The sequence below is a fragment of the Azospirillum sp. Marseille-Q6669 genome, from assembly GCF_965111635.1.
In genome coordinates this window covers 461,237-473,158 of record NZ_CBCOOP010000005.1, presented here as the reverse complement: position 1 = coordinate 473,158, position 11,922 = coordinate 461,237, and the positions used below count along the sequence as shown (strand labels likewise).

Annotated in this window: 9 protein-coding genes; 6 read left to right on the top strand and 3 right to left on the bottom strand. The window is 72.3% G+C overall.

Annotated features, from left to right (window positions below; translation table 11 throughout):
- The first annotated feature begins 85 nt into the window (after window positions 1–85).
- Window positions 86–1,171 (top strand): COX15/CtaA family protein, encoded by a 1,086-nt coding sequence (locus ACWPXE_RS27510; protein WP_454020374.1) that lies wholly within the window; start codon window positions 86–88, stop codon window positions 1,169–1,171.
- Window positions 1,172–1,224: 53 nt separating this feature from the next.
- Here ACWPXE_RS27510 and ACWPXE_RS27505 read toward each other — a convergent pair whose 3' ends face one another.
- The 3 genes from ACWPXE_RS27505 to ACWPXE_RS27495 all read right to left on the bottom strand — a co-directional run bounded on the left by ACWPXE_RS27505 (window position 1,225) and on the right by ACWPXE_RS27495 (window position 5,958).
- Complete coding sequence (locus tag ACWPXE_RS27505) at window positions 1,225–2,445, bottom strand: polyhydroxyalkanoate depolymerase (protein ID WP_454020543.1); 1,221 nt, start codon at window positions 2,443–2,445, stop codon at window positions 1,225–1,227.
- Between the two features lie 307 nt (window positions 2,446–2,752).
- On the bottom strand, window positions 2,753–3,565 hold the full coding sequence (locus ACWPXE_RS27500; protein WP_454020373.1) for an endonuclease/exonuclease/phosphatase family protein: 813 nt from the start codon (window positions 3,563–3,565) through the stop codon (window positions 2,753–2,755).
- Window positions 3,562–5,958, bottom strand: a complete 2,397-nt coding sequence (locus ACWPXE_RS27495) for a VTT domain-containing protein (protein WP_454020372.1) — start codon at window positions 5,956–5,958, stop codon at window positions 3,562–3,564. Before ACWPXE_RS27495 ends, ACWPXE_RS27500 begins: the two co-directional genes overlap by 4 nt.
- A 258-nt stretch (window positions 5,959–6,216) precedes the next feature.
- Between ACWPXE_RS27495 and ACWPXE_RS27490 the strand changes: the two genes are divergently transcribed.
- The 5 genes from ACWPXE_RS27490 to ACWPXE_RS27470 all read left to right on the top strand — a co-directional run bounded on the left by ACWPXE_RS27490 (window position 6,217) and on the right by ACWPXE_RS27470 (window position 11,905).
- Window positions 6,217–6,708: a hypothetical protein gene (locus ACWPXE_RS27490; RefSeq protein ID WP_454020371.1), complete on the top strand. Its 492-nt coding sequence runs from the start codon at window positions 6,217–6,219 to the stop codon at window positions 6,706–6,708.
- Window positions 6,674–6,895, top strand: coding sequence for a hypothetical protein (locus tag ACWPXE_RS27485; protein ID WP_454020370.1), 222 nt, complete (start codon window positions 6,674–6,676; stop codon window positions 6,893–6,895). The genes ACWPXE_RS27490 and ACWPXE_RS27485 overlap by 35 nt, the downstream gene beginning before the upstream one ends.
- 39 nt (window positions 6,896–6,934) lie before the next feature.
- The gene (locus ACWPXE_RS27480; RefSeq protein WP_454020369.1) at window positions 6,935–8,218 is read left to right on the top strand and encodes an ATP-binding cassette domain-containing protein; all 1,284 of its coding nucleotides are present in this window, start codon (window positions 6,935–6,937) and stop codon (window positions 8,216–8,218) included.
- 190 nt (window positions 8,219–8,408) lie between these two features.
- Window positions 8,409–9,419, top strand: a complete 1,011-nt coding sequence (locus ACWPXE_RS27475; protein ID WP_454020368.1) for an oligopeptide/dipeptide ABC transporter ATP-binding protein — start codon at window positions 8,409–8,411, stop codon at window positions 9,417–9,419.
- A gap of 185 nt (window positions 9,420–9,604) precedes the next feature.
- Window positions 9,605–11,905 carry a mechanosensitive ion channel domain-containing protein gene (locus ACWPXE_RS27470; protein ID WP_454020367.1) on the top strand — a complete coding sequence of 767 codons (2,301 nt, stop codon included), beginning with the start codon at window positions 9,605–9,607 and terminating at the stop codon, window positions 11,903–11,905.
- The last annotated feature ends 17 nt before the right edge of the window (window positions 11,906–11,922 follow it).

The window sequence follows — 11,922 nt, the reverse complement described above, 5'->3', positions numbered from 1 at the left end:
TTGACGCAGCCGCTGCCGCACCCCACATGAGCCGGAGGTCCCTATCCCCCCGGACCTTGTCCGCATCATCCGGAGCCGCCCGTCCGTGACCGACATCACCGCCCCCGCCATCGCCGGGAAAGACGTCCGCGACCCCGCCTCCACCCGCCCCATCGCCTATTGGCTTCTCGTCTGCTGCGCGATGGTCTTCGCCATGGCGGTGATCGGCGCCATCACGCGCCTGACCGAATCCGGCCTGTCGATGGTGGAGTGGAAGCCGCTGATCGGCATCCTGCCGCCGCTGTCGGAGGCGGAATGGAACCGCGTCTTCGGCCTCTACCAGACCACGCCGGAGTTCCGCATCTACAACGCGGCGATGGATCTGGCGGCCTTCAAGCAGATCTTCTGGTGGGAGTGGTTCCACCGCTTCTGGGGCCAGCTGATCGGCTTCGTCTTCCTGATCCCCTTCCTGCGCTTCTGGGTCAACGGGCGCATCCCCGCCGACCTGTGGCCCAAGCTGGCCGGGCTGTTCCTGCTCGGCGGGCTCCAGGGGGTGATCGGCTGGTACATGGTCAAGAGCGGTCTGGTCGACCGGCCTGACGTCAGCCACTACCGGCTGGCGCTTCATCTCGGCACGGCGATCGTGATCTACGGGCTGCTGCTGCGCACCGCGCTGGGGATTCTCGACCCGCTGCCGCTGGCCGGCTGGGCGACCGAGTCCGGCCGGCTGCGCAAGCACGCGCGCTGGGCCTTGGGGCTGACCGGCGTCACCATCGTCTGGGGCGCCTTCGTCGCCGGGACGGACGCCGGGCTGGCCTACAACACCTTCCCGCTGATGGCCGGCCACGTCATCCCGCCGGAGGTCGCCAACCTGACGCCCTGGTGGATCAACGTTTTCGAGAACACCGCGGCCATCCAGCTGACGCACCGGGTGCTGGCGCTGCTGACGGGCCTCGTGGTCCTGGGGCTGGCCCTGCGGGTGTGGGTGGTCCGCCTGCCCGGCCGCGCCGGGCGGGTGGCGCTGCTGAGCGCGGCGATGGTGCTGGTGCAGATCGGGCTGGGCATCGCCACGCTGCTGAGCGTCGTGTGGATACCGCTGGGCGCCGCCCATCAGGCAGGGGCGATCCTGCTGGTGTCCGGGCTGGTCTGGCTGCTCCACGAACTGCGCCCGGTGGGCGTTCCAAAGCGCTGAACAGGAGAACACCCCCGCCACGCCGCAGCGCGGCGGGCGGGGGCTGACGGGTCTCAATCGTGCTTGCGGATGAACTCCCGCACCGCCGGCATGATGCTCTCGCGCCAGCGCCGGCCGTTGAAGATGCCGTAGTGGCCGACGCCCTTCTGGAAATGGCGGGCGCGCATGTCGTCCGGCAGCGAGGCGCAGAGGCGGTGCGCCGCCTCGGTCTGGCCGGGGGCGGAGATGTCGTCCAGCTCGCCCTCTACCGTCATCACGGCGGTCCGGCGGATCGCCGCCGGCTCCACCTTGCGCCCGCGCGACTCCATGGTGCCGTTGGCGAGCGAATGCTTCTGGAACACCGTCTCGATGGTCTGCAAGTAGAATTCCGCCGACAGGTCCATCACCGACAGATACTCGTCGTAGAAGCGGCGGTGCTGCTCCGCGGAATCACCGTCGCCGCGGACGAGGTGGCGGAACAGGCCGACATGCTCCCCGATGTGGCGGTCCAGGTTCATCGACATGAAGCCGGAGAGCTGGACGAAGCCCGGATAGACCTGACGGAAGCCGCCCGGATAATAGGCCGGGACGGTGGTGACGACGTTGCGCTCGAACCAGGACAGCGGGTGGGTCGCCGCCAGCTTCACCGGCACGGTCGGGTTGGCCATCGGGTCGATGGGACCGCCCATCAGCGTCATGGAGCGCGGCTGCACCGCCTCGTCCCCCGCCGCCATCAGCGACACCGCGGCCAGCACCGGCACCACCGGCTGGCACACCGCGATGACGTGGGTCTGCGGCCCCAGGAAACGGATCTGCTCCGTCACCGTGTCGATGTAGTCGTCCAGATCGAAGCGCCCGCGCGCCAGCGGCACCAGCCGGGCGTCGATCCAGTCGGTCACGAAGACGTCGTGGTCGGCCAGCAGCGCCGCCACCGTGCCGCGGAGCAAGGTCGCGTGGTGGCCCGACATCGGGGCGACCAGCAGGACGCGCGGCTGCGCCGGGGTGCCCTCCGGCTTGGCGAAGTGCAGCAGGTTGCAGAAGGGCTTGCGGTGGGCGATGCGCTCGGTGACCGCCACCGTCTCGCCGTTCACCACCGTGGTCTTCAGGCCGAATTCCGGCTTGGGGAAGCGGCGGGTGGTGCGCTCCAGCAGTTCCGCGCCGGCGGCCATGGCGCGACCGACGCGGGTGTAGGACACCGGGCTGAACGGGTTCTGGAAGGTGTGCTGGGTCGCTTCGGCCAGGAGGCGCATCGGGCGCAGAGCGGCGTGCTGCAGATCGTAGAGATGGTAGAGCAACATGTCCTCGCTTCGGCGGTTGGTCCCACGCCCGGTCGGCTGGGTGCCGTCATTGGTCGGCCGTCATTGGTCGTATGACCAACCGATAGATTGGCCAGCCCTTATCCGGAAGGTCAATAGCCGACACCCGTTCTCGGGCAAAAAACTTACATGGGAAACAGTCAGCGACACGAAACAGACCGCGCAACGCTGCACTGCAAAGGAGGCAAGGCAGGAGGATCAAGCCCAAAGAAAAAGGCGCGTCCGCGGAACCGCGCACGCGCCTTGCAGCAATCAAGGGTCCGGCATACCCCAGCGGGAATATCGGTTATGGCACCGCCACGGTGGCGCGCACCGGCAGATGATCGGACGCGCGACGCGTCAGCACCGTGCGCACCACCTCGTAGGATGGGATGGTCAACCCGTTGTTCACGTAGATGCGGTCGAGCCTCAGGGTGGGCATCCGCGCGTGGAAGCTGCGCGGACTGGCCCAGTCGGGGAATGCCTCGGCCAGCTTGCGCAGCCGAGGCGAGTTGGGCGCCCATTCGTTGAGGTCACCCATGAACAGGGTCGGCAGGGCCGGCTGTTCCTCCAGCCGGTCGACGATGGCGCCGACCTGCCGCGCCCGCTCCCACGGGTCGAGGCCGAGATGGGCGACGATGATGCGCACCGGGCGCCCCTCCACCTCGACGATCACGTCGATGCCGCCGCGCGGCTCCCGCCGCCCGATGCTGAGGTCGATGGGCTCGCATTTCAGGACCGGCAGCCGTGTCAGGATGGCGTTGCCGTAATGGGCGTGGGCGTTGTGCTTGGTCGGGCCGGCGTGGGCCTTCAGGCCGGTCGCCCGTTCCAGGAAAGCAAATTGATCCAGCCCGGATTCGCCGCGGTGGTGCCAGCCGACCTCCTGGAGCCCGACGAGATCGACGTCCAGCTCCTTGATGACCTCGGCGATGCGGTCCGGCGCGAAGCGCGCGTCCAGCCCGACGCAGCTGTGGATGTTCCAGGTCGCCACGCGCAGCGGCGCCATGCCCTCCGGCACCGGGCCGCTGCGGCTGTCGACGCGGCGCTTCGGGCGGCGGACACGGGCGGCGCGCAGCGCGGAGGCGATCCGCTGCACTCGCTCTCGGCTGAATCGGATCACCGCTGTTGGTCTCCCTTCGCTGTCTCTCCAGTGGTCGGCCCCACGGCCGGCCGTTTCGCCGCCAGAGCCCGCACCAGCCGATTGCCGGCCCAGCCGAGCCCCAGCGCGGTCACCGCCGCCAGCCCCAGAAGAACCATGTCGGTGGGCGTCGGTTCCGTCAACACACGCTCAAGCTGGTGCCCGAGCAGGTTGAAGACAAGAATTCCCGGCGCCATTCCCAGGATCGTCCCGAACAGATAGTCGGGAAAGCGGATGCGGGAAGCCCCCGCGACGAGGTTCACCACGGTGAAGGGCGCCACCGGCACCACCCGCAGCGCCGCCATGGCCAGCACGCCGCGCTCGCCGAGCGCGTCGCTGGCCCGCCGCACCACCGCGCCGCCGTAGCGCTCGATGGGGCGCCGGCCGGCGAGGCGGCCCACCCAGAACAGCGCCGCGGCGGAGGCCAGCACCCCGGCCAGCGCAGTGGGGAAGCCCATCCACGGCCCCAGCGCGATGGCCGTCGCCGCGATCAGCAGCAGCACCGGAAACAGCACGAAGCCCCCGGCGACATAGAGCAGGATCAGCCACAGCGGCCCGAAGGCCGATTGGCGCAGGCGTTCGAACGCCCCGAGGACGGCATCCAGGGTCGCCCAGTCGCGCAGCGGCGTGTGGTTCCACAGCCCCCAGACTCCGCCGACCACCGCCAGGATGACCCCCAGCGCCAGCCAGTGGTGACGGCGCGGGATGCGCGACGGCAGAACGCGCCACACGATGTCCGCCGCCCCCACCGGGCGTTCCGGGTCGAAGAGCATGGAGTCGGCGACGGCGGCGGCCAGCAGGCCGGGATCGGCGTCCTCCAGCGGCTCCAGCGTCCGCCCGCCGGGCCGGCGCAGCGTCTCCACCGTGCGGATGAGCGAGCCGGAGCGGCGCAGTTCCGCCGCGACACTTTCCGGCGCCACCCCCAGATGCTCGGCGATCAGGTCGTCGCGCACCCCGGCGATGGCCCGCCGGGCCTCGCGACCCTCCGTCTTCCCGTGTGGCGCCTCCAGCGCCAGATCGCATTCGGTATCCAGCCCCATCGACCGGTTGTTCAGGTTGGCCGAGCCGATGCGCAGAAGCCGGTCGTCCACAACCATCACCTTGGCGTGGATCGTGATGCCGACGCTGCCGGTTTTGGCGCTCTCGGTCTTCGCCTCCCCGGTCTTGGCGATGTAGAAGCGGAAGCGCCCGTTCCGGTCGGCCTCCCGCAGCTCCTTCACCAGCCGGGCGCGGGCGCCGAGCATCACGGTGTTCTCCAGCCAGCTCGACGTGCGGGCGGAGTTGACAACGACCACCTCCGGCCCGTCCGGCTCGGCCAGCCGCGCCTTCAGCGCCTCGGCCACGGCGACCGAGGCGAAATACTGGCTCTCCATGTAGATGAAGCGCTCGGCCGAGGCGATGGCGGCGGTGTAGAGCGCCTCGACCTCCCGCACCTCGGCGCGCCCGTTGTAGCCGGGTTCGGTGCGGGCGATGCCGACCGGCATGCCCTTGAGCAGTGGGACGAGCTGTTGCGGCCAAGGGTCGGGGCTGTCCGGCCCGGCCCGGCGCGCCTTCAGCCGCAGCCGCCGAGGACGCTTGCCGTCGGAAACGCCGCCACCGCCGCCAAGCACGTCCATGGCGGGCGGCGACAGCACGCAGCCGGTGGCGCGGCGCCAGCGTTCGCGGAACAGGTCGCCCAGCGCGCGGGCGGCGTCGCCGTCCACCGCCATCATCACGTCGTGGAAGGGCTCGTAGGGGGTGCCGTCCGGCTGGCGGCGCAGCGGCTCGTCGGCGCGGTGGGCGCGGGTGTCCCAACGGTTGGCGGTGATGTCCAGCCCGCCGCAGAAGGCCAGCCGGTCGTCGATCACCAGCATCTTCTGATGGTGGCAGGCCCCGGCGGGATGGTCGCCGTCCAGCCGGTACTGGAGCCGCGAATGGCTGAGCCAGCCGCGCAGGAACAGCGGCTGCGACCAGCGGGCCAGATCGAACAGCTCCGCGAAGTCCCACTTCAGCACATGGATGGTCAGGTCCGGGCGGGTCGCGGCCAGCCAGTTCAGCAGGTTGCCGAGCTTGTCGGGGCGGCGCGGGTGGCGCGCCTGCGGGGTCAGCCGGATGCGGGCGTCGAAGTCCCAGGCGGTCAGGTAGATGCTGCGCCGCGCCTGCCGCATCGCCGCCTTGGCGAGCGCGAAATAGTCCTCCGCATCGACGACGACCCCGACCCGCTCGGCCCGCTCCACCCGCCAGCAGGTGCGGCCCGGCACCAGCAGCGGGTCCGCGGCTGCACTGGAAAGCGCCGCGGCGGGCGCCCCGGTGAGCGCTGGTTCAGGCGGCATTGGGAAGGACGGCTGGTCGGGCATGGGACGCGGCTGGACCGGGGTTCCTGCGGGGATCGGCATCAGGGGTTCACATATGGTGCGTCCGGGACGGGCTGCGACCGACCAGGAAGGCGAATGCCCGAACAACACCGCAGCCGCCCAACCCTCCCCACCCCCCGCCGAGAGGCGAAATTCCATTGCCCGACCGGCCGGGACCTGGGTACCGTCAGGAGGAATCCATTCGTGCCCGTCCTTGCCCCGTGACCCGCTTGTTGTGAGCCGCTTGTCCGTCCCTCCACACCATCCGCCCGTCACGGCCGCCCACTCCCGGCGGGGCCTATGCTGAGCCTCGTCCTGCGCCGGGTGTTGGCCGTGGTGCCGGCCCTGCTGGGCCTCGCGCTTGCCGCCGCCGTGGTGGCCGCGCTGGCGGGACCCGGCTGGACGCAGGCATTGGGCGCCGTGCTGGCCGCCCTGCCGGCGACGCTGGCGCTGGTCGTGCCAGCGCTGGCGCTGGGGACCGGCCTCGGCGTCCTGCTCGGTGTCTTGGGCGGGGCGGGCGCCGTTTTGGGCGGGGTGGGCCCGGCCCTGCCGGGCTTTTTGCTGGCCGCGGGCTTCGCCCCCACCCTGGCGAAGGCGCCCGTCCTGCTTGGCCTCGCCCCCCTCGCTCTTCCCCCCGCCCCCCAAGCCCCGCCCCCCCCCCGCCCGGCCCGGGGGGGGGGGGTTGGCCTCCCCCCCCCCCCGGCCCCTGCGACCCAGGGGGGGGGAGGGGGGGGCAACCGCCGGCGCGCGGGCGGGGTTGTCCCGATGGGCGTGGCAGCGGTGGGAACGTGACCGCGGCCTGGCGGTAAGCCTGTTCGGCCGCACCGGTGCCGGACAACTGTTCGTCGAGGCGGCGCGCGCCGGGGACACCGGCATGGCCGTCGCCGCGCTCGCCGGTCTGTGCGGCCTCGCCGTGCTGCTGGGCGCCCTGGGCGGCGCGCTGCACGGCCGGATCGACCCACGGGTCCGGATGGCCTGATGCACGGACCTGCCGGCACCGACTCCGCACCGATCCTCATTGGCGCGACGGCCCTGGCAGAAGGCCGGGCAGCGGCTGACCGCGCACCGGCCCGCCGCCGCGGGGCTGGCTGTTCTCGCGGCGCTGATGCTGGCGGTCGCGGCGGGCCTCGTCGTCGGGGGCGGCCCGGTGGGGGCGGCGCTGGCCGCCGGGCACCAGAGCCTGACCTTCGCGCTGCTCGGCGGGCTGGGCGGGGCCGCCCTCGGCCTGCTCTGGGGAGGCACCGCGGTGGCCCTGGGCGAGCGGGCGGAGCGGGCGATGATGGCGCCCGCCATCGCACTGACCGGCCTTCCCTTGGCTTTGGCCGTTCCGCTGGCCGGTGGGCTGCTCGGTCCGGAGCGCGGGCTGGCGCCGATGGCCGTGGTGACCGTCCTGATCGCCGCCCCGGCGGTGGCCGTCATCGCGCGGGACGAGCTGCGCGCCCTGCTGCGGCGGGAGTTCCTGAGCGCCGCCCAGGCCGCCGGGCTGACCGGCGGACGCCGGCTGCGCCGCCACATCCTGCCCAACGCCGTCCTGCCGCTCGCCGCGGCGGCCTGGACCGCCCTTCCCCGCGCCCTGATGGCGGAAAGCCTCGCCAGCTTGCTCGGCCTCGGCCTGCCGGAGGGTGACCGGCTGGGGAACCGCCATCGGCGCGGCGGCGCGGGCGGGCGACGCCACGGCGCTGGCCGGCCCGGCCCTGCTGCTGGCGCTGACGCTGTGGGCGCTGCACGGGGTGGGCGACGGGATGCGGCTGGCCTTCTCCACGACCGGAGGGCGCCGGTGAGCGGATCGGAAGAGCGCGCGCCGCTGCGGGTGGAAGGGCTGTCCCTGCTGACCAGCCGCGACATCCTGCTCGACCGGCTGAGCTTCGCCGTCACGGCCGGTGAGGTGCTGGCCCTGTCAGGCGGCGCCGGGGCCGGCAAGACGCTGCTGCTGCGCGCGCTGGCCGGCCTCGCGCCCAAGGGCATCACGGTGCTGGGCGACATCCACATCCGAGGGCGGCGCATCCTGGTCACCCAGGACGGCGCCCTGGACCCGCTTCGCACGCTGGGCGCTCAGTTCGTGGACCTGCTGGCCTGCCAGTCCGGGATGGACGAGCGCACCGCCCTGCGCTGCGGCGCCGAGGCGCTGGAGCGCTTCCAGGTGCCCGCCGCCGCGCGCCGGCTGGCGCTCCACCCGCATGAGCTGGGCGAGGCGATGCGCTGGCGGGCCGCGCTGGCGCTGGCCATGGCGGCGCAGCCGGCGCTGCTGCTCGCCGACTCCCCGCCGCCGCGCTCGACCCCACTCAGCGCGTCCGCCTGCTGAGCGACCTCGCCGCCTGGACGCGGGAAGCCGGAACGGCGCTGCTGCTGGCCGGACGCCCGCACCACGACCCAATCAAGGCCGATCCAATCCAGGCCGATCCGGTTCCTTCCGGTCTGGCCGACCGCCGCCTGATCCTGGCCCATGGGCGCCTGGAAGAACCGGAGGAGGGGCCCACCCCGCCCCGCCCACGGTGGAGCCGGTCAGCGCCTCGGCGCCGCAGCGCAGGGCGGTGCGCGACCTGCGCGTCGCCTTTCCGCTGGGGCGGAGCTGGCGCGGCGAGGAGCGCTGGCTGACCGTCGTGGACGGCCTGTCCATCGCTCTGGCCGAGGGCGAGACGCTGGCCCTGCTCGGCGAGACGGGCAGCGGCAAGTCGGTGCTGGCCCGCGCCATCCTGCGGCTGGTGCCGCCGGTCGGCGGTCAGGTGTCCTGGCTGGGGACCGACCTCGCCGCCGCCCCGCCGGAGGCGATGCGCCGGGCGCGGCGGGATCTGCAAATCCTCTTCCCCGATCCGCTGGCCGCCTTCGACCCGCTGATGACCATCGGCGCGCAGTTCGCCGAGACGCTGGAGTCGCTGCAGCCCACCCGGTCCACCGCCCAATCCCCCGCCGACCGCGCTGCGCGGCTGGCCGAGGCGCTGGAGGAGGTCGGGCTGCCCGCGGCGGTCCTCGACCTGTACCCCGGCGCACTCCTACCGGCGGAGGCGGCGCGCGCCGGGCTGGCCCGCGCCCTGCTGCCGGAACCGCGCCTGCTGGTCTGCGACGAGCCGGCGGCGACGCTCGACGAGGGGGCGGAGCGGGCCGACTTCCTGGACCTGCTGCAGGCGATCCGCCGCCGCCGCCGGCTGGCCCTGCTCTACGCCACCCAGGACGCGGCAGAAGGCTTGCGGATCGCGCGGCGGGCGCTGGTGCTCCTGCTCGGCCGAATCGTCGAGTCGGCGGACAGCGCGGTTCTGGCCGCCGCGGCGCGCCCCCCCTACAGCCGCGCGCTGATCGCGGCGTCGGGCCTCGCCCGCCCGGCGCTGCACGGCGATCCGCCCTCCCCCCTGCGCCCGCCGACGGGCTGCGCCCTGCGGCTGCGCTGCCCGCTCGCCCACGACGGCTGCGCCCAGGTCCCGCCGACGCTCGACCCCGTGGCGCCGGGCCACCGAGTCGCCTGCCATGTCGCGCAGGACGAGGTCCAAGAGGACGGAAAAGCCCCGTAACCCCCTCGCAAGGGCCGCCAACGCCTTGGGCGGGGCCGCAATTCCGTCCCAAAAAGGTCTGAAACTGCGCGGGTTGGCAAGGAGGCGGGCACGGGATAACGTCCCCGGCCTTCACGCCCGCATTGCTGAAATCACAGAAAAGGACAGGGATGCTTCGCGCACGCACCCGGTGGACGGTCCCCTGCATGGGCGCACTCGCCGTCCTTCTGCTGCTTCTCGCCGGCTTCGCTTCGCCGTCGCTGGCCGCCGGCCCCGTTCCGGGCGCCACCATGCCGGCCCCCGCCGCCGCGGCCCCCGCCGAGTCCACTGCCTCGCCCGATCCAACGCCCGAGCAGATGCAGGCGATGATCACGACGCTGGAGGACCCGGCGGCCCGCGCCCGGCTGGTCGAGCAGCTGAAGGCGCTGGTCGCCGCGCAGAAGGGGCTGGAGCAGGCCAAGGCCGAGGAGGCCCCGGCGGCCAGCACCCTGCCCGAGACCATCGGCGCCAGCGCCCTGTCCTTCCTGGCCGAGCGCATGGACGTGCTGAGCCGCCAGCTCGTCCAGGTCGGCAACGTGTTCAAGGAACTGCCCGGCGCCATCGAGTGGGCGAACCGGCAGATGGTCGACCCGTCGGCCCGCGATCGCTGGGTGCAGATCGCCATCCAGTTGACGATGATCCTGACCGCCGGTCTGGCAATCGGGCGCTTCGTCGGCTGGCTGCTCGCCCGCCCGCGCAACGCCCTGGCCACCCGCCGGGGCACCACGGCGCTGGTGCGCCTGCCGCTGCTGCTCGGCCGCGCGCTGCTGGAACTGGCCCCCATCGCCGCCTTCATCGTCGTCGCCTACGCCATCCTGTCGGTCAGCGAGCCGGGGCCGCGCGTCCGGCTGGTCGCGCTGGCCGTCATCAACGCCACCGTCATCCTGCAGATCCTGCTGGTCGCCGCCCGCATCCTGATCTCGCCCTTCGCGCCGTCCCTGCGGATGGTGCGGATGGGCGACGCCAACGCGCTGCGCCTCTACCGCTGGGTCCGCCGGCTGGCCGCGGTCGGCGTCTACGGCTATTTCCTGGCGGAGGGCGCCTATGTGCTGGGCCTGCCGCTCGGCGCCTACGGCGCGCTGCTGAAGCTGCTGGGGCTGGCGATCGCCGGGATGCTGATCGCGCTGATCCTGCAGAACCGCCGCATCGTCGCCGACTGGATGCACGGCAACCCGCTGTCCGGCGATGGCGACCCGGCGGCCACCGCGGAGCGCGAGTCGGAGGGCCAGGGCGCCGTCCTGCGCTCCGCCCGCCGCCGCTTCGCCGACGTCTGGCACGTTCTGGCGATCATCTATGTCGTGGTGACCTTCGGCGTCTGGGTGCTGAACGTCTATGGCGGGTTCGAGTATCTGGCCCGCGCCACCGGGACCACCATCCTGGTCGCGGTGATCGCCCGGCTGATGGTCAACGGCATCAACCGGGGCCTGCGCCGCGGCCTGCGCATGGTTCCGGACAGCCAGGGCGCCCTGCCGCCGCTGAAGGACCGCGCCTCCCTCTACCTGCCCTTCCTGCACCGGGTGGTGAAGACGGTGATCTGGGTCGGTGCCGCGATGATGATCCTCTACGGCTGGGGCTTCGACACGCTGGCCTGGACGGACACGCGACTCGGCCAGCGCATCCTGCGCAGCACGGTCACCATCGGCCTTCTGCTGGTCGGCTCCATCGTCGCCTGGGAGGTGGTGAGCGCGATGATCGAGCGTTTCCTCGCCTCCACCGACCGCAACGGCACGCGGATCGAGCGCAGCGCGCGGGTGCGCACCCTGCTGCCGCTGCTGCGCAACGCCTTCCTGGTGGTGCTGGTGACCATGGTGTCGCTGATCACCCTGTCGGAGCTGGGCGTCAACATCGCGCCGCTGCTGGCCGGTGCCGGTGTGGTCGGTCTGGCCGTCGGTTTCGGGTCGCAGACGCTGGTCAAGGACATCATCACCGGCCTGTTCATCCTGTTCGAGGACAGCATCTCCATCGGCGACGTGGTGGATGTGGGCGGCGGCCATTCCGGTGTGGTCGAGGCCATCTCCATCCGCTCGATCCGGCTGCGCGACGGCTCGGGCGCCATCCACACCGTGCCCTTCAACTCGGTCAGCACCGTCAAGAACATGTCGAAGGACTTCTCCTACGCCCTGTTCGAGGTGCGGGTCGCCTACCGCGAGGACCCGGACCGCGTGATCGAGCTGCTGAAGGAGATCGGCACCGGCCTGCAGACCGACGCGCTGTTCGCGCCCGACATCATGGCGCCGCTGGAGGTCATGGGCCTGGACAAGTTCCAGCCCGATTCGACCCAGCTGATCACCGCGCGCTTCAAGACCCGCCCGACCCGGCAGTGGGGCGTGTCGCGCGAGTTCAACCGCCGCATGAGGAAGCGCTTCGAGGAGCTGGGGGTGGAGGTGCCGACCGGCTCCATGCAGCTCATCGTCGGCGGGAACCACCCCGACCGCGCGCTGGCCGAGGCGCTCAGCCAAGGCTCTTGAAAAGGCCGGGGCTCGTA